Origin of the sequence: Methanocorpusculum petauri (assembly GCF_026891975.1) — an archaeon.
In the GTDB taxonomy this organism is placed as follows: domain Archaea; phylum Halobacteriota; class Methanomicrobia; order Methanomicrobiales; family Methanocorpusculaceae; genus Methanocorpusculum; species Methanocorpusculum petauri.
On the sequence record NZ_JAPTGB010000028.1, the window covers coordinates 1 to 17942 of the forward strand.

General features: G+C 49.2%; 15 protein-coding genes. 7 read left to right on the plus strand and 8 right to left on the minus strand.

What is annotated here, in order from left to right:
- The first annotated feature begins 685 nt into the window (after positions 1-685).
- The 3 genes from O0S10_RS09900 (at position 686) to O0S10_RS09910 (ending at position 5980) form a co-directional block, all read left to right on the plus strand.
- Positions 686-3286, plus strand: a complete 2601-nt coding sequence (locus O0S10_RS09900; protein ID WP_268925720.1) for a valine--tRNA ligase — start codon at positions 686-688, stop codon at positions 3284-3286.
- A gap of 167 nt (positions 3287-3453) precedes the next feature.
- Positions 3454-5151, plus strand: a complete 1698-nt coding sequence (locus O0S10_RS09905; protein ID WP_268925721.1) for an AMP-binding protein — start codon at positions 3454-3456, stop codon at positions 5149-5151.
- A gap of 106 nt (positions 5152-5257) precedes the next feature.
- Entirely contained in the window at positions 5258-5980 is a 723-nt protein-coding gene (locus O0S10_RS09910) for an HFX_2341 family transcriptional regulator domain-containing protein (RefSeq protein ID WP_268925722.1), read from the plus strand.
- A gap of 6 nt (positions 5981-5986) precedes the next feature.
- On the opposite strand, the gene O0S10_RS09915 is transcribed toward O0S10_RS09910, so the two are convergent.
- The 3 genes from O0S10_RS09915 to O0S10_RS09925 form a co-directional block, all read right to left on the minus strand.
- Positions 5987-6670, minus strand: coding sequence for an HAD family hydrolase (locus O0S10_RS09915; protein ID WP_268925723.1), 684 nt, complete (start codon positions 6668-6670; stop codon positions 5987-5989).
- Positions 6671-6926: 256 nt separating this feature from the next.
- The gene (locus tag O0S10_RS09920; RefSeq protein ID WP_268925724.1) at positions 6927-7997 is read right to left on the minus strand and encodes an MBL fold metallo-hydrolase; all 1071 of its coding nucleotides are present in this window, start codon (positions 7995-7997) and stop codon (positions 6927-6929) included.
- An 813-nt stretch (positions 7998-8810) separates the two neighbouring features.
- Positions 8811-10868, minus strand: coding sequence for a monovalent cation:proton antiporter family protein (locus tag O0S10_RS09925; protein WP_268925725.1), 2058 nt, complete (start codon positions 10866-10868; stop codon positions 8811-8813).
- Between the two features lie 310 nt (positions 10869-11178).
- Between O0S10_RS09925 and O0S10_RS09930 the strand changes: the two genes are divergently transcribed.
- The 4 genes from O0S10_RS09930 to O0S10_RS09945 all read left to right on the plus strand — a co-directional run bounded on the left by O0S10_RS09930 (position 11179) and on the right by O0S10_RS09945 (position 13768).
- Positions 11179-11622, plus strand: a complete 444-nt coding sequence (locus O0S10_RS09930; protein ID WP_268925726.1) for a hypothetical protein — start codon at positions 11179-11181, stop codon at positions 11620-11622.
- A gap of 5 nt (positions 11623-11627) precedes the next feature.
- Entirely contained in the window at positions 11628-12041 is a 414-nt protein-coding gene (locus tag O0S10_RS09935; protein WP_268925727.1) for a DUF2178 domain-containing protein, read from the plus strand.
- A gap of 84 nt (positions 12042-12125) precedes the next feature.
- Positions 12126-12347 carry a helix-turn-helix transcriptional regulator gene (locus O0S10_RS09940; RefSeq protein WP_268925728.1) on the plus strand — a complete coding sequence of 74 codons (222 nt, stop codon included), beginning with the start codon at positions 12126-12128 and terminating at the stop codon, positions 12345-12347.
- A gap of 35 nt (positions 12348-12382) precedes the next feature.
- Positions 12383-13768 (plus strand): lectin like domain-containing protein, encoded by a 1386-nt coding sequence (locus O0S10_RS09945; RefSeq protein ID WP_268925729.1) that lies wholly within the window; start codon positions 12383-12385, stop codon positions 13766-13768.
- On the opposite strand, the gene O0S10_RS09950 is transcribed toward O0S10_RS09945, so the two are convergent.
- The 5 genes from O0S10_RS09950 to O0S10_RS09970 all read right to left on the minus strand — a co-directional run bounded on the left by O0S10_RS09950 (position 13754) and on the right by O0S10_RS09970 (position 17699).
- Positions 13754-13939 carry a hypothetical protein gene (locus O0S10_RS09950; RefSeq protein WP_268925730.1) on the minus strand — a complete coding sequence of 62 codons (186 nt, stop codon included), beginning with the start codon at positions 13937-13939 and terminating at the stop codon, positions 13754-13756. The genes O0S10_RS09945 and O0S10_RS09950 overlap by 15 nt on opposite strands.
- Before the next feature lie 51 nt (positions 13940-13990).
- Positions 13991-15124 (minus strand): hypothetical protein, encoded by a 1134-nt coding sequence (locus O0S10_RS09955; RefSeq protein WP_268925731.1) that lies wholly within the window; start codon positions 15122-15124, stop codon positions 13991-13993.
- A gap of 45 nt (positions 15125-15169) precedes the next feature.
- Positions 15170-16084, minus strand: coding sequence for a methyltransferase domain-containing protein (locus tag O0S10_RS09960; protein WP_338148569.1), 915 nt, complete (start codon positions 16082-16084; stop codon positions 15170-15172).
- 294 nt (positions 16085-16378) lie between these two features.
- Positions 16379-17290 carry a DUF2156 domain-containing protein gene (locus O0S10_RS09965; protein ID WP_268925734.1) on the minus strand — a complete coding sequence of 304 codons (912 nt, stop codon included), beginning with the start codon at positions 17288-17290 and terminating at the stop codon, positions 16379-16381.
- A complete protein-coding gene (locus O0S10_RS09970; RefSeq protein WP_268925735.1) occupies positions 17277-17699 on the minus strand; it encodes a GNAT family N-acetyltransferase in 423 nt (140 codons plus the stop codon). Before O0S10_RS09970 ends, O0S10_RS09965 begins: the two co-directional genes overlap by 14 nt.
- Positions 17700-17942: the final 243 nt, after the last annotated feature.

Sequence of the window (17942 nt, forward strand, 5' to 3'; positions counted from 1 at the left end):
ACACTGTAAAAGAGATCGGACCAAGCCCCATTGCAGCAGAAAGAAAGAGAAGAGGTCTGTAATCTATTAGTTCATTATTTTTATTTTATCAATCTATTTTTTTAACAAAAATATTTAATATGTCTGGAACATATAATAGCATGTAGCGACCTGATCCTCAGGGCAGGACAGATCAGATCGTTATTATTGCACAGACTGGGTGCGGGAAGAGCTAAAACAAACCTCCGAATCACATGTTCTTCGTAATACAATCAGGTATCCTGCAAACAAACCTTGCCACCAAGCCCTTCATCCCGGAAAATACCCCCGGGAATCTTCCCGCATTTTTGTAAATGTTATTTAATATATTTATCATGTTTTTTAAACAAATATATTTAATAATACTGCAACCAATACTATCTCTGTAGCGTTTGCAAAAAACGGATCCGGACAGGAGCAGATCCGCGGGCAATCGTTACCACTCAAAGAACAACATCGTTGATGCGGGGAGCCGCTACTCCATATGATTCGCAACGTGCACGGCACTTCTGTATCGTGTTTATCGCTTCCGCGGTCCGGCATTATACTGGTTATTGCACATACCTCTCTCCCGGTTTATCCTCCCGGGACTGCTCCCCGCATTTGTCCCCTGCTCTTTTTTCTCTCAATAACAATCAAATGCAAAGAAAAACAAAAACTACTGCAGATGTCACTCCCAGAGGAGCTTCCCAAAACATACGACTTTGCCGCCGTCGAAAAACGGTGGCTTGCCGAATGGAATGATACCGATTTCTACTTCGATACGCACTCCAAAAAACCCCAATACATCATAGACACCCCTCCGCCGTACCCGACCGGCAAACTCCACATAGGCCACGCCTTAAACTGGGTTTACATGGATATCATCGCCCGGTACAAGCGCATGACCGGTTTTAACGTCATGTTCCCACAGGGCTGGGACTGTCACGGACTACCGACTGAAGTCAAAGTCGAAGAGACCCACAACATCACCAAAAACGATGTCTCCCGTGAAGAATTCCGCCGCATGTGCCGCGAACTTACCGTCGAAAACATCGAAAAGATGCGGCAGTCCCTGCGTACCATGGGCTTCTCCGTTGACTGGAGCAACGAATACATCACCATGGAGCCGTACTACTACGCAAAAACGCAGCTCTCTTTCCTGCGGATGCTCAAAGACGGCTACATCTATCAGGATGAACACCCGGTCAACTACTGTACCCGCTGCGAGACCGCAATCGCCTTTGCCGAAGTATCCTACTACGAAGGAACCACGCTCCTCAACTTCTTCGACTTCGACGGACTGGAGATTGCAACCACGCGTCCCGAACTCCTTGCCGCCTGCGTTGCCGTAGCTGTTCACCCAGATGACGACCGCTACAAGGAAATCGTCGGTAAAATACTTCGCGTGCCGATCTTCGGCCACGAAGTCACCATCATCGCCGACGACGCCGTTGACATGAACTTCGGCTCGGGTGCGGTGATGATCTGCACGTTCGGTGACAAGACCGATGTGTTCTGGTGGAAGAAACACCACCTCCCTCTCCGGAAAGCGCTCTCCACCAAAGGAACCATGACCGCCATCTGCGGCAAATACGAAGGCATGACCACAAAAGACTGCCGCGCCGCAATCCTTGCCGACATGAAAGCACTCGGCATCCTCAAAAACCAGAAACAGATCGATCAGCGGGTTGGTGGCTGCTGGAGATGCAAGACTCCGATTGAAATCCTCTCCGAGCGTCAGTGGTTCGTCAGAGTCAAAGGCGACGAGATCGTCAAAGCTGCCCGTGACATAAAATGGTATCCTGAGCACATGCTTCAGCGCCTCGAAAACTGGGCTGAACAGATGGAGTGGGACTGGTGCATCTCCCGCCAGCGGCTGTTTGCCACCCCGATTCCGGTCTGGTTCTGTGATAAATGCGGCGAGATGATTCTCCCGGACGAAGCAGACCTCCCGATTGACCCGACCATCGACAAACCGAAACATGCCTGCCCGAAGTGCGGCGGAACCTCGTTCACCGGCGAGACGGATGTGCTTGACACGTGGATGGACTCCTCCATCACTGACCTGCACGTCACCGGCTGGAACGGATCCGGCATGCCGCCCTTCTTCCCGGCACAGATTCGTCCGCAGGGACACGACATTATCCGGACCTGGGCGTTCTACACCATCCTCCGCAGCATGGCACTCCTCGGTGAGAAACCCTGGGACGGCATTCTCATCAACGGCATGGTGCTCGGTGAAGACGGATTCAAGATGTCCAAATCGCGCGGCAACGTCATCGGACCCGAAGACGTCATGGGACCCTACGGTGTGGATGCGCTCCGCCAGTGGGCAGCCGCAGGCTCGTCCACTGGTCAGGACATCCAGTTCAACTGGAACGACGTCATTGCCGCGTCCCGCTTCCAGACCAAGATGTGGAACATCGTCCGGTTCTCCTTAATGCAGATCAATAAAGAAAGCCCGGTACCGGAGACGAATGCCCCGTCCACACTTCTCGATCGCTGGATGCTTGCAAACCTGTCGCACACAATCGCAGAAGTAACGGACGCAATGGAAAACTATCTCTTCGACAAAGGTCTCAAACTCATCCGTGACTTTGCCTGGAACGTGCTTGCCGATGAGTATCTTGAACTGGTCAAAGGAAGACTCTACAGCACCGAACCGGATCGTGCCGGTGCGGTTTACACGCTCCGCACAACGATGGACGCGCTCTGTACGATGCTCTCTCCCTACATTCCGTTCTTTGCGCAGGAATGTTACCACCACCTCTCCGGCGGCAAGAGAATTATCGATCACCCGTGGGTGGACTTCTCCTATACCGATGCCGATGCAGTACGCGACGGTGATCTTATAGTCAGGATCGTTGGTGTGCTCCGCAAGTACAAGCACGACGCGGGCCTTGCCTTAAACTCCCCGCTTGGTGAGATCACCATTTACACGCCGTCACACAATGTGGACGATGCCGGCGACCTCGGACGAACCGTCAACGGCACGGTCGTCTGGAAAGCCGAAGAACCTGCTCTTGAAAAGAAAGTCGGAGATGTCGTGTTCAACAAGGGTATCGTCGGCAAGACGCTCCGCGGCAAAGCCGGCGCATTCATGGCAGCGGTGAACGCCCTGTCCGATGCGGACAAGATTACACCGCCGGCAACGATCCTTGTGGACGGCGAGGAGACTGCTGTTCCCGAGGGTGCATGGACAACGTCCTTTGTCTACTCCGTCTCCGGTGAAGCGGTTGATGTGATCATGGTTGACGATATCATGATCACAATTCAGAAAAACTAATTTTATTGCATTCTTTTTTTTGTTTCTTTATCATTGGTTTTTCGTGGGAACTCCACACAAACCACGTACCGCAGACTCCCGACCAACAAAATTTGAATCCGGTCGGTTTGCAGCAAAGTCCCCGCCGCCCACGTTTTTTATATTCCAAACCCCAACATTTAGGGAGTATGGCCGAAAGCTACGCATGCGGTGTATCCATGAAACCGCTTCTTGGAAAAACCGTAGGACAAGTATTCAACAGCATTGCAGCGAAGTACCCGGACAATGACGCCCTCGTCTCCGTTGAACAGAACCTCCGTTACACCTGGACGGAGTTTCTAGATGCCACCAATACCGTAGCAAAAGGTCTCATGATGCTGGGTGTTGAACGCGGCATGCGGGTTGCCATCTGGGCCATGAACTATGCCGAGTGGGTACTTGTGCAGTTTGCCACCGCAAAAATCGGCGCTGTCATGGTGAACATCAACCCGGCATACCGGACATTTGAACTTGAATATGCATTAAAGCAGTCTGAGGTTGACACGCTGATTCTGCAGGGCCGGTTCAAGACCTCCGACTATGTTGGCATGTTTTATGAAGCCTGTCCCGAAGCATTTGAAGCAAAACCCGGACGCCTGAGATCCGAGAAGTTCCCGTATCTGCGAAACATCGTTTTCATGGGAGAAATTCCCTACAACGGCATGTACCGCTGGAGTGAACTCATCGACGCAGGCCGCCAGATTTCGGATCAGGAACTTGCCGAACGGGAAGAATCCGTCGAGTTTGACGATCCCTTAAACATCCAGTACACGAGCGGTACCACCGGTTATCCAAAAGGAGTGGTGCTCTCGCACCACTCCGTACTCAACAACGGCATGATCATCGGTGACGGCATGAAGTTTACCGAAAAGGACAAACTCTGCATTCCGGTTCCGTTTTATCACTGCTTCGGTATGGTGCTCTCTAACATGGCATGCATGACACATGGAACCACGATGGTGATTCCGGCACCGTTTTTTGACCCGGAGTCGGTCATGAAAGCCATTCAGGATGAGCGCTGTACGGCGGTGCACGGTGTTCCAACCATGTTCATCGCAGAACTTGAGCACCCGAACTTCTCCCGCTATGACTTTTCCAGCCTCCGCACCGGCATCATGGCCGGTTCTCCCTGTCCGATTGAGCGGATGCGGGAAGTCAGCGAGAAGATGAATATGAAGGAAATTGTCATCGTCTATGGTCTGACCGAGACTGCACCGGGAATCACGATGTCCACCACCGATGACAGTCTTGAACGGCGTGTCACCACTGTCGGTCGTGTGTTCCCGCATACCGAACTTGTTATCATGGACCCGAAGACCGGTCGTGTTGTTCCCATCGGTGAGACCGGAGAAATCTGTGCCCGCGGCTACATGAAGATGAAGTGCTACTACAACAACCCGTCCGCAACGGCTCAGGTTATTGATCGTAACGGATGGCTGCACTCAGGCGATCTTGGTACCATGGACGCCGAAGGCTACATCAAGATGGTCGGTCGGTTAAAGGAAATGGTCATTCGCGGCGGAGAAAATCTCTATCCACGTGAGATTGAGGAGTTTCTGCACCTTCACCCGAAAATCTCGGATGTGTATGTTATCGGTGTTCCGGATGTCAAATACGGCGAGGAACTGATGGCGTGGGTCAAGGTTGAGCCGGGACAGACGCTTACCGAGGATGAGATCAAGGGGTTCTGTAGCGGCAAGATCGCCCGTCACAAGGTCCCCCGGTACTACAAGTTTGTGGACTCGTTCCCGATGACCGTCACCGGTAAAATCCAGAAAGGAGAAATGCAGAAGATCTCCATCGCTGAGCTTGGTCTGGAAGAAGTCGCAAAGATTCAGACCGCTTAACTTAAACTCTTTTTTCCGGAAAATAAATTCAGATGCGCTGTACATCGAGTTGTACTGCCAACAACATAATATAATATTCAATGCAAATATGAACTGGAACAAAAACATGCCAACAACACACGTAGTTTTTGTCGGACCCGAGCGGGATTTCCTGATGGGTTCGATCTCACTCCTCCGGGAAGTGGGCTTTTCCCGTATCGTTCTGGTAACGGGAAATGATCCGAAGTTCTCGGGCGAAGCGCTGGTCCAGAAGACTACCAAGTCTCTGGCCCGAGATCTTGGAATTTTCTGGCCGGTAACGGTCGTTGAAGTGAACAAGTCATCTGTTATGGATGCTGCAAATCAGATCCTCTCCATCATCAATGCGGAGCGTACGCTTGGTAATGAGGTTCTTCTGAATGTTGCTGGTGCACTGCAGCCGCTCTCTATGAGCGCCTACATTGCAGCCAGTATGAGCAGAGCACGGGTTGTTTCGGCTCTCCCTCACTACAGCGATGAAGGTGCCATCGTTGGTGCAACGGAAATTGTCGAAATCCCGGTACTGCCGATCGGATATCCGGGTGCAGAACAGCAGCTGCTGATCTCACGTATCGGCGATGGTGTGGAATCACTTGATTCACTGATCTATCTGATGTTTCCGGAAATCGACAAAAACTCGAAACGGTTCCGCAGCGAAAGAAGCAGACTGTCTCACCATCTTTCAAAGCTTGAGGCCGGCGGTTTTATTGTGAAAACCAAGTACGGCAGAAACATTGCTATCCATCTGACCTGTCTGGGCCAGATGTTTGCCCAGGTCATCTCCCGCGGTGATGTACCGCATGATGACTAATTTTTTTTATAAGAGAATTTTTCCGATCTCGTCCGGACTGTGTGCTACGATGACCCGCGGCGGGCAACATCTGTTCTGCTCGAAAAAGTTTCGATCTCCGTATGCGGCATAAATTGCGGCAATTCCAAGGGCTTTTGCGGGTTCAATATCACGCCGGATGGAGTCGCCAACATATACCGTTTCATGCGGCTGTGTTTCCAACAGGTTCATGGCGTACTCAAAGGGTGCATGGTGCGGCTTTTTATAGCCGGTTGCATCGTAGGCGACGAGAGTGTCAAAGTATCTGTCAAGGCCCGTGTGTTTGAGACGCTCGGTTGCCGCATATTCATAGGCGTCTGTTACAATACCGAGCTGGTACCCTTTTTCTTTCAGAGATGCAAGGAGATTGGGGATGCCGGGATACGGGGTGAGGCCTGCAAACTTTGCATCCTCGAATACTTTTACGGCGGTAAGGTAGCCGTCCACGGTAAATTTGTGATGATCCATCATGAAATCCTGCAGATTTGCATGATCTTCAATGTGGTATTTCCACCGCAGATAGTAAGAGAGCAGCTGATCTCCTGTTCCCTCGCCGATATACTCTGCTGCCGCTGCTGCTCCGCGCTTCATCGCGGCGATGAAGTCAAAGAGTGTGTTGTCCATATCAAAAAGGACTGCGGCATAGGCAGGTTCAAGGAGAGGTTTCTGCATGATTCTTTGATAGTTGTTTTTCGGTCCGGCTACTTAGGGATGCCGGTTCCGGTACGTAAGGGTATTTTTGGGTTTTTTTGATGATAAACTGCGGAGAAGTTCATTCTCTGTTTTCGGGATGTGCTTTGCTGGTGACACTTCTGTGCGAATTTTTTCTGAAAAATCTATACCGAGTAAACTGTACCCGCACGCAATCATTTCTGTTTTCAAAAAATTCAGTTCAAAAAAAAGTGGTCCGCCGTTTCCCTGATAATCATTACTGTGCGGTATAGTGTATGGGTTCGCAGGCGGAGATCATGTTTCCCGTATCATCAAGCATGGACACTGCACCGTGGCCGCAGCAGAGCAGAAGTCGTTTTCCTTTTTCTTTGAGTTCAGCATCAATTTCTTTTGCGATGCGCATCAGCTCGTGGCGTTCGATGCGAGCGATATCACTGTTGACGTTTACGCTGGTGACGAGATAGTCGGCAATGGAACAATAATTTTTACGGACTTTTGTCATACTGGCGAAGTTGATCAGTGCATCGCTGGTGAAAAGCAGTCCCTCATTTTTTTCGTACAGAAACAGTTGTCCCGCGATATGGCCACCGAGGCTTTCCCAGATCTCGAAGTGCATGCCGCCAAACTCAACCTCATCAATTACCGGGAAGAGACCATGCATCTGTTTTCGTTCTGTTTTGCAAAGATCAACCTGTTCCGGGATGTTCATTTTGGAAAAGGTATTGATGGTTGTGGTATAGGCCCGTTCCAGATCTTCGTTGTTGGTGCTGGATCCAAATCCCCGTGTTCCTGCATCCAGGATTTGTTTGGTGACCGGGTGCATGAGAGGGGTCACCGGCAAAAATCCGGCAGCTCCACAGTGATCAGCATCGGCATGGGTACAGATGACTTTTTTGACATGGGCGAATCCATCGATTCCAAGGGTATGCAGCATCCTTTCGACGTCATAATAGCAGCAACCGTATCCGGTATCGAGCACCATGTCGCCGTCCGGCGTTCGGAAGAGGTTAATGTTTCCTCCGCCGGGAAGCTGGATGGACCAGAGTTCACGGCCTTCGGAAAGCTGGATTTTCTGATAGTCGGCGGTGAAGTTCTCGCCGGAGTTTTCCGAGAGGTACAGGCCGATGTTTTCCATGATCTGCAGTACTTCTTTAGGATCTTTCCCGATGGAGGCCAGCTGTTCCACAGCTGTTTCCGCTTCGGCGAAGTACTTCTCTGCTTCGTCGTCATTCAGTATTTCTATGTAGGGGCGAATCCGCTGCTGAAACGTTTCGTCGATATAGGGGCGACGTTGTGCCGCTCCGCTGATTTCATCTGACGGAGTCATTTGCGGGGGTACTATTGGTTTTTCCCGATTATTAGGTTTTACAACAATGTGATGACGCAAAAAAGATTTACTTGGTTTTCCTGAGAGAAATTACACTGAAATGCTCTCACACCATCCTTATGTTCTTTTGTCTTTTCCGTGGGTGTCACAGTTCATTTGACATCGATTCCTGTTTGTCGTTCATTATTTTTCGTATATCACTATATGGTTTATTCTCAAAGCCATCTCTCATTATTTTTGAGTTGCAACTCATATTTGCAAGTGTCCCGGGAAAAAACAAGTAATTATAGTCTCATCCTGTGAGATACACCCTCGGTAAAGGATTACAGAAATATCTGTACATTCATCTTCCCGTATTCGTGTTCCGTTCCGTGAACTCTACTCCGCTATTCATTTTGATTTTTCACGTCTGTTTCCTCTGTTCTGTATTTTTGTCAGAATTCTGGTTTCAGATATCTATGATGGCATCACTGCTGCATCCTTTCTGGTCAAACATCTGTTTAAAAAAGATTATATGTTGTTATCACTTACTATTAGTAATCAACTCTGAACGAGTTGCAGCGAAAAAAAACTATCCGGATGGTGATGCCGCAAGACAGATACAAAAAAGAGCAGCATGTAATTCTCACCCGAGATGCCGGTCTCTCAACAACACATCAGGACACACGTTACCACACACGCAAACCGGCCATAATTTCATCCAGCATATTATTCCCCAATAATATCTCACGTGAAGCAGTTATTCCACACCCCCGACTGCCTTCAATACAAATATTTTCCGGCGGACATCCTCGTCCGCTGGAAAAAAATAGGTTAGTTCTCCTTTTCCTCGGAATGCTCAGTAAATAATGGAAGTATTTCCGTAATTGCACCACGATGTCCGATCACAACTGCGGTGTCTCCTTCCTCAAGCACGGTATTTCCATCCGGAGCAACAACGGAATCTCCTCCTTCTTCCCCGCGACGGACTGCAATAACCGATACGCCATAGTTTGCCCGCAGATGAATATCTGACAGTCTCCTACCTGCAACTTCACAGTTTTTACAGACATGAATCTGCTCAACCGAGGCACGGCTAGTCGCGGTTTTGTCATCGATACTCTTTGCTTTCAGACGGATTGTATCGAACCATCCGCTTCCTTCCGTTTCCCGTGCGTGCGGCGCCATCTTCGCATCGATGTACTGATCATAGAGGTCATTTCTGATCTGTTTCACATACTGATCCAGATCCTGCTGCGGCACCTGTTCATTTGCCAGAATTCTCCGGAAGATCTGAATCGCTGCTTCTCTTTCATCCACGATAACTTCGTCTGCTCCGAGGCGGTACAGTTCTTCGGTTTCGGAGATAAATCTTGAACGGGTAATGATGTTGATCCTCGGGTTCATTCCTCGCGCGGTACAGATAATCGCCTTAATTGCTTCCATGTCCGGAATGCTGATCACAATCGTCCGTGCCTTCATCAGACCTGCATACTCAAGGATCGAGTCCCGGGTTGCATCCCCATACACAATCCGTTCTCCCCGTTTCTTCTCGCGGTTCACTGTCTCGGCATTGAGTTCAAGAATGATGTAGGGAATGTCCACCCGTTTCAGCGCCTTTGCAACATACTGACCTGCCAGCCCGTATCCTACAATGATCACATGTTCCTTTGGCTGGACATCACAGGATTCGGTATCGTTATCGAATATGTTTCCTCCCGGTACTTTGGGTTTAATCAGTTTCTTGGCAAGTGCCGGCCCTGCATTGACTGCAAATGGTGTCACTGCCATGGTTACGATGGTAATTGCAAGGAAAACCTGATAGATATCCTGTGTGAGAATTCCTGCTTCAAGTCCGGTCGATCCGAGAATGAATGAGAACTCTCCAACCTGTGATAGACCAATAGCCGAGAGGAGTGCAGCTCCGCTGGCAATACCGATGGTCTTTACGCTGACAAAGTTGATGAGGGTTTTTCCGAACAGCAGGAGGATTGCAACTGCGATGATCAGGACAAGATGTTCCCATACGTACACGAGGTTGAGCATCATACCAATTGAAACAAAGAAAAAACTCGTCAACAGATCACGGAACGGCAAAATCTGACCGATAACTTCGTGACTGTAGTCGGATTCGGAAATCGCAATGCCTGCAAGGAATGCACCGAGCGCAAGGGACACGCCGTTTAAGGACATCAGCCAGGCGATACCAAAACAGATAGCGACAATGGAAATGATGAACAGTTCTTTGCTACGCGTGAGGGCAACCCGGGTGAGGAACCGCGGTACCAGGAAGATTGCGGCTACCAGTACAATCACGAGAACTACCATACCGACGCCGAAGTTTATGAGTTCACTGACGAGATTTGTTTCGGCGTTTCCGGCGAGAATTGGTACCATGAGCATCATGGGGATGACATTTAAGTCCTGGAAAATTAAAAGACCAAGTGCTATTTTTCCGTGCTGGGTATCGATCTCTCCGCTATTCTGGTACAGGTTCATGATGACTGCAGTGGAGGAATGCGCGACGAGGAAACCGATAAAAAGCGCGACATTTGAGTTAAATCCGACGGCAACCATGATTGCCCAGACGGCGGCGGTTGTTATGACGAGCTGCAGTGTTCCGCCTATCAGAACGATCTTTTTCATCGACAGAAGACTCTTGAGTGACATCTCCAGTCCGATGGTAAACATCAGGAGAATGACTCCCAGCTCTGCCAACAATGATACCTGCTCTTCAGTTACGAGCCCAAGACACGCAGGGCCGACGATGATACCGGTGATGAAATACCCGATAATGAACGGCATGCGTAACCGTCTGCCAACGAAGAGAACAGCAATGGCGCACGCGAGCACGACCACTACCGACATGATAAGTTCCGCTTCTGTTTCCACTTGTAATCCCCCCAAACATTTTGGGTTTTCACTATTAATGAGAGAATGCGCAAAACAGAACGATGTTGTGATGTTTTCTGTGTTGTGTATTCTGTCATTACGAAGGAAAATACCGAGAGATGATTCTTTTGGTGGTGTTTTTTATGCGAGTAATCGGTAAAAAACTCTTGGTAGGTACGTTGTGAGGGAAAATATTTTGTTTTGTATCCGGTGATTCTTCATCTGAGATGAGATTTCCGAATGAGTTTTAGTGAAGATAACTTCATATGAAATAAACTTCATATACTGTTCTGCGAGGTTCTGATTCACGATGTCTCTATATTATTTTGAGCGCTACACTGTTCTTGCTGCCGTGTTTTTCGTCTGCGGAGCTGTAAGTCTGCTCTTTTCGTTTGCTGATTCTCTTCGGGATTTTCCCTATTCGGCAGTTTTGTTCCTTGTTGCGGGTGCTGCTGCGGCAGGGTATGTCCTGAAGCATCGGAAAGATCAAACTTATGCTGCCGGAACTACGCTATTTCCAAAAGTTGATGAACGTGACGTGCTTGTTATTCTAAAGACATCTTGGATAATGCAGGAGGTTGCAGTTATTGCTCTGCTGTTTGCGGCACTGAATGCGGGGCCGATTCTTGGTCTTCTTACGGGCGATATTCCATCGTCGGTTGTTTCTGCGGTGCAGGTGCTTTTGATGGGACTGCTCGTTGTTCTGGCCCTCGTCTATCTGATTGCCCATTCTTGGTTTGAACGGAAGGTGTGATCCCGATGAAAATACTGCGTCTTGAAAAATTTGCTTTCAGCAGTGTTCTTGCGATCCTTGCCGTGTGTGTTTTCGTCTGTGGTGTGACTGCCGGAGAAATGCGGTTTGTGATTGGAGGCATTCTCTTGTGTCTCCTTGCGATTGTCGGTTTTTACTCGGCATTTCGGGGGACATCATCCGCCGAAATGATTGAGCAGTATGCTGACGAACGCGACAGATTTGTTGCGATGAAAAGTGCGACTGCGAGCCTGAAAATTCTGAATTTTCTTTTCTTTACCGCAGGTTTCGTTCTTGTCTGTCTGTTTGGTGTGACAAAGGAATCCTCTTTCCTTGCGGCGGGTGCTGCACTCTGGACTGGTATCGGGGTAATGGCCGGAACGCTTCTTGTGATGAACCTGTACTATGAGAAGAGGCTGTGATTCTGATGGAGTGGAGAAATAGTTTCCGGGATTCAAAAGACAGTAAGGCTATTTTCTTTCCGACCCGAATAATAAGGTGAGTATATGGATAACAGAATCCGGGAACTGCGGGCTGCCTGCGGCATGACCCAGCAGGAGCTTGCTGATGCGGTCTCAGTATCCTCCCGGACCATTATTTCTCTGGAAAAAGGACAGTACAATCCTTCGGTTCTGCTGGCCCATAAGATTGCAGTCATCTTCGGGCTCCCGATTGAAGAGGTATTTGTCTTTGATGAGGAAGACAATCCGGTACCGGTGGTTTCATGATTCATCGTATGGTTTGCTTCGTTCTTTTTTTCTGCATGATCACGGTCCCGGTTGCCGGGATGCTTCCCGCTTCTTTTGATCTGCGTGATGTACATGCAGTGACTCCGGCAAAGTCTCAGGGTGATGTGAATACCTGCTGGGCGTTTGGGGTAGTAAGTGCTGCGGAGTCGAACATCATTCTGAAAGGGTATGCGGATGCGGAGACTGCGAACCTTTCCGAGATGCATCTATCTTATTTTACGTACAACCGGGATCCGATCAGCATTGACGTGGTTATTCCGGGGCTTGCAGGACTTCGCGGTGATTATGTGCGACTGGAAAATGCTACCTATCTTGAAGCAGGAGGGAATGAAATATTTGCGACGTTTGCTCTTGCATCCTGGCTCGGGTTCGTGAATGAGTCGGTTGTACCGTATGCCCCGAGGCTAGCTCCGGTACCGGCTCCGTCACTTGCATACACGGCAGACAGTTATCATCTTGCAAACTCGTGGTGGCTGGATTTTGATGAGCAGGATCTGATAAAGCGGATGCTGATGGAGTGCGGTGCTGCGTCGGTCGGGTATTTTTCGGATGATATGTATTATCGCGGTGATACGTTTTCGTATTATTGTGGAAATGAAACAAAGAGTACACATTCGGTGAGTCTGATCGGCTGGGATGACAATTTTTCGCGGAACAATTTCTTGGTTGTTCCGCCCGGGGATGGTGCATGGCTTGTGAAGAACAGCTGGGGTACAGCGTTTGGGGATGAGGGTTGTATCTGGATTTCGTATTATGATACTTCGCTGGACAGCGCGGTGTTTTATGATGTGGTTCCATCGGATGATTATGATTATAATTATCAGTATGATGGCGGGATTCTGCCAACATCGATGCCGATAACTGCAGGTGCTGGAGATGCAGAAATTACTGTGTCTGCGGCGAATGTTTTTGTCTCGGAGGGGTGGGAACGTTTGTCTGCGGTGTCGTTTTTCACGTTCAATGAAAATGTGTCTTATACGGTGTTTGTCTCGACGGGAGATATGGGAATTGGAAATACGTTGCAGCGGGTGCAAAACGGCACTGAGCAGTTCTGCGGATATCATACAGTTGTGCTGGAAAATGATCTGCTTTTGCGGCCGGGTCAGGTGTTTTCGGTTACCGTGATGATGTCTGCGCCGTCGGATACAATTGATTTTTTTGGAAATGCGGGATTATCACTGCCGCTGGACCTGATGGATCGGGCAGAGGGAATTTTTTCTTATTCGTCATCGGAGGCGGGGGAGAGTTATCTGCATGATGCAGCGGGGGGTTCCTGGGTTGATATAGGGGCACACGGGGACGTGAATGCCAGAATTAAAGCGTTTACGATTAATACAGCCGGGGTTCCGGCGTGGGCATTGCGGCCGGTCATGGTGGTTGGGCAGTTAGATTCCACATGATGAGCAGTTACCGCCGATGCGCAGTACGCGGTCCGTGAGCTGGCCAGTCTGGAGCTCAAGTGAGGAGATGCGGCTGCGCAGCTCAGTGTTTTCTTTTTCGAGAATGAGAATCATTCCTTCGAGTCGCTTGAGTTCATGCTGGATTGTTTCATTATCGAGTTCTTCAGTCATGAATCTTTGTTTGCCGGATGAGTATATAGATGTGGAGATTGGGGAAGGGGGCTATTTTGTACTCTCACAAAACTTCAGCACATCCCGTGTCCGTTCGATCCCCAGTGTCGGTTTCACCGATTCCAGCCACAAATAGAACCCGACCCGTGACGGTGTCGGCCGTTCATACTTAAACCCGCCTGCCTTCAACGGTATCATCTTAAAATATGTCCGCTGTTTACGGGGTTTCAGATAAACAACCGGTGACATCTCCGGAAAATCCACCGCCAGTACAACCTTTGAATAATTCTGTGATAGCTTCGTATAATCCAGAACATCCAACTTCACCCGCAGACCATACTCAGTAACCAGGCCCTTTAACGCCGATGGATACAGACCTCCGCAGATCACCTTTTTCACAATCGGCGATACGCATGGATCCGAAAAGTACTGCTCCGCTGAAAAATGATGATCTATCGCAAAATACAACCTTGAAAGTGCCTCATCGTGCAGCTTCTTATAATCGAATCCCCTGGTACGCAGGGACTCGCATGACACCAATTTCGGATTTTTCACCGGTTGTGTCGGAAGTGTCGTCAGCCGTAGCGGTTTCAGTACTGCTTTCATCACCTCGCACGGTTTCGTCCCTACATACGCATTATCCGGATCCGCAACCAGCCGCCTCACCACCTGTGTGTTTGAAATATCCACCGCAGAAAACAGGATGAATCCCACATGCTCCTGCCCGAACATATAGCCGAACAGATGCTTCTTGTAAATAATCTCTGCTTCGAGATCTTTCAGATCTGCAGGTGAGGTCACGATTTCACAGAATACTACCTTGTTTTCATTATCAAACAGCAGCAGATCCACCTCTGCCAGGTCCTGACCATTCCCGCGAACCCGGATATCTCCTTTTTCCGCAGAATACAATCCATTCGTGCCAAGAGTAATTTTCGTCTTATGTTTCGGTACATCCGCACCTTTTCGCACAATCTTCTTAATCGTATTTGTCTGCGATGCAATCTTCAGCAGCTGCTCATAAATCAGGGATTCAAACCAGTATCCCTCAGCTGTTCGCATCAGCATAATATCCTCCGAAAACAGATTTTTCCGCTCTGCTGGACGCATATGCCGCATTGCCCGCACTGCTGTTGCCCGGTCAGGATGATAGCGGGTAAATTGCTCGGTAATCCACTGGAGCATCAAAGCTCCTTTTGCATGTACTTCATATTTAACGTCTAAACCTGTTCAGCTCAGTACCAGAATCCTTCGCGTCAGACTCTTATGTACCCGCTGTTCGTAATAACCGGAGATCTCAAAAAGATCCTCTGCCAGATGCCTTATGTCGCGATGTGTCACCACAACCGCTTTACCTCCTTTTTTCAGAATACGGCGGATTTCTTTGAGTGATTCAACATAGAGATAATCAAGAGAATCCGCCCCGATTGTCGTTGACTGCCCATACGGAAGATCTGTTGCAACCGCGTCAAAACAGCTGTCGGGGTACGGCATTTGTGTCGCGTCCGCCCGGACATATGCGCCGTCCGGTAGGTTTTTCCGGCACCCTGCAAGCATCTCCGGATCATAGTCACTTCCGATGGATCGGACACCCATCAGTTCTGTCTCAAGCAGCATACCTCCTGTGCCGCAGAACGGATCGCACAATAGTTCTCCCGGCCGTACATGTGTCAGGTTTACCATTGTCCGCGCCATCAACGGCATCATCACACCTGGGTGGAAAAATGCCCGCCTCTGCGGGTTTCGGTATGCATAGGAACCTCGGTCAATTGTGTACAGCACTCGACCAAGGAAGCATCGGTTATCGGTGAAGAGTGCACGGAACTCCATCTCAGGGGACTGAAGGGAAACTTTTCCGTGGATGCTCTTCCCCATCATGCGTTCCAGGTCCAACTGGGACGCATCAACCGTTGCTGGGTGAATCTTTCGGACTCTGCAGGCAAACGGGCGATCGGCGGTTATATCAAGTTGTGCCAGAAGCTCTGCGAGCGCGGCACTCGTTCCATCACATTCTCCAATCAGTTCCATGATTACATGGGTCTGTGCGAGCCGTGTCGTCATCTCCGGATCAGGAATCTCGGCAAGAGCGATACCGGTTGCGGTGCGGGTAACAGTTCCCACACAGCCTATCTCGGCTGTAGCCAATACCGGATTTTCTCCGGAGAGTTCAAACAACAGATTCATCCGCTCTATAGATATGCCGTTGACTTACTAATAGCATGTGGTAGGCTTTGTTCACTCCGTGTTCTGTTTTGTGAGTGTTGTTTGGTACATTTATGTGATATAAATAGGGGTGTGTGGTTTCACTTGGAGCGATCCCGAAAGGCACGGAAAAACCGGGGGGGGGGAAATTCGTGTCCCCGGTTGCAATTCTCCTGTATTGGTTTCTGTGAAGATCCGTGTGCCCGGTATATTTTGTGGTCGCCCTGATAAAATCTCTCAGAGTACAATCTCCTTCTTTTTAATATACCATGCCTTCGCACAGTGTTCCGGATGATACCGGAGCTTTGCCTCACGAAGTCCCGGCACATCCATATCGGATTCACGGTTGATCCATGTATATTTCCTGCGGAGCACTTTTGCTGTTTCCTGGTTGATAATTTTGTAAATGCCCTCGTAGCGAACAAAACCTTTTTCAAAGTGAACCAGCGCGGTGGATTCGTTCAATTCTTCCCAGATGGCGATTGCTCCGATAGTTTCTTCCGGCTGGATACGGATTGCAAGCCCTTCGCACCCCAACTCCTGCCAATGATCCAGCACAAAACGCACCGCGTTTACTTCTTCTTTCATAATCCGGTTTGCTTCGCAGTGTTTTGAGATACTCCATTCTTTGATCATTTCCTGTACTTCGGGGATAATCGGTTCTGTTATTCTCTCGGTTGTGTATGTGTACTCGGCGTTGAACTTGTTTATCTGCCCGCGGAGATTCAGGTACTTCTTCCCATGGAGTTCGGCAAGTTCTTCTGCACGATAATAATACTCTGAGAATCCGCGACTGTTATAGACCGGTGTTTCAGGATGAGCGTTTTTCATGTACCAGACGTCTGCCTCATCATAGAAGTCCATTGCCATCTTTCCTCCTTCTTCTTTTGCAAGCGCCAGCACTTCCTCAAAAAGATCCGGCGCAGGATCACCAATCGGCGCGCGGAATGTTGTCTGTCCATCCACCGTACATGAAATAAGCAGCCGGTCGTCAACAACCGCAAACGAATAGTGAGCATAGTTCTGCCAGCATATCATCGTCACAAATGAGCATTCGGAATGAATCTGTGGGTGATTCCGGAGTATTTTGTCGAAAATCGGCTTATTCTCAAGTGTTACTGGATGATAATCGGATTTACTGAGTGTCATGATATCTGTTTGGTCGTTCTTCGTCAAGGTTCATCGGGGTATAGTTTTCCATGGGGGAGAAGCCCGCGCGTTTGTAGATGTTTTCCTTTCCAGGAGCTGAAATAAGGCCGATCCAGGAAAGGCCAAGTGCTGCGCCGAGGCTGTGAAGCAGGGTTGCAATCGTTGTTCCGATCCCGCGTTCGCGATAATTGTGGAGGACGGCAACATCCTGAATATAACCGTCGGATGATCCATCGGCGATGATTCTGCCCATTCCGACAGCCTGATCTGTGGTGGTATCAAGAGCAATAATGAAAAGGAAACTGCCGCGTATCAGGGGCGTGATGCCTGAGGGACTCCAGCCCATTTCCCACCATCCGCCAGCGCGGTAGAGATCAATAATCTCTGCTTCATTCCAGCTTCTGATCATCCGATAGACAATTTCCGGGTGTTTTTTCCCTGGATTTCTCGGTTCGGGTGATTTTTCTCCCTCCCTATTCATGAGTTCTTATTAGGTTGGTATCAGGGTATTATGAGGGTGACTATTGCGTCTCTCTGAATTTTTCCGGTGGATTGATATGTTGTTTCATCCTATGTTGTTATCTCACAGCCCGATGGTCTGTATGTGAGACACAGCTGAGTTTTTTCAGTTGTGTGTGTATCAGAGTTGGTT

Excerpts from the sequence above, each read along its gene's own strand:
- O0S10_RS09900 (WP_268925720.1), top strand. The coding sequence starts at position 686 with ATGTCACTCCCAGAGGAGCTTCCCAAAACATACGACTTTGCCGCCGTC.
- O0S10_RS09905 (WP_268925721.1), top strand. The coding sequence starts at position 3,454 with ATGGCCGAAAGCTACGCATGCGGTGTATCCATGAAACCGCTTCTTGGA.
- O0S10_RS09910 (WP_268925722.1), top strand. The coding sequence starts at position 5,258 with ATGCCAACAACACACGTAGTTTTTGTCGGACCCGAGCGGGATTTCCTG.
- O0S10_RS09915 (WP_268925723.1), bottom strand. The coding sequence starts at position 6,670 with ATGCAGAAACCTCTCCTTGAACCTGCCTATGCCGCAGTCCTTTTTGAT.
- O0S10_RS09920 (WP_268925724.1), bottom strand. The coding sequence starts at position 7,997 with ATGACTCCGTCAGATGAAATCAGCGGAGCGGCACAACGTCGCCCCTAT.
- O0S10_RS09930 (WP_268925726.1), top strand. The coding sequence starts at position 11,179 with ATGTCTCTATATTATTTTGAGCGCTACACTGTTCTTGCTGCCGTGTTT.
- O0S10_RS09935 (WP_268925727.1), top strand. The coding sequence starts at position 11,628 with ATGAAAATACTGCGTCTTGAAAAATTTGCTTTCAGCAGTGTTCTTGCG.
- O0S10_RS09940 (WP_268925728.1), top strand. The coding sequence starts at position 12,126 with ATGGATAACAGAATCCGGGAACTGCGGGCTGCCTGCGGCATGACCCAG.
- O0S10_RS09945 (WP_268925729.1), top strand. The coding sequence starts at position 12,383 with ATGATCACGGTCCCGGTTGCCGGGATGCTTCCCGCTTCTTTTGATCTG.
- O0S10_RS09950 (WP_268925730.1), bottom strand. The coding sequence starts at position 13,939 with ATGACTGAAGAACTCGATAATGAAACAATCCAGCATGAACTCAAGCGA.
- O0S10_RS09955 (WP_268925731.1), bottom strand. The coding sequence starts at position 15,124 with ATGCTCCAGTGGATTACCGAGCAATTTACCCGCTATCATCCTGACCGG.
- O0S10_RS09965 (WP_268925734.1), bottom strand. The coding sequence starts at position 17,290 with ATGACACTCAGTAAATCCGATTATCATCCAGTAACACTTGAGAATAAG.
- O0S10_RS09970 (WP_268925735.1), bottom strand. The coding sequence starts at position 17,699 with ATGATCAGAAGCTGGAATGAAGCAGAGATTATTGATCTCTACCGCGCT.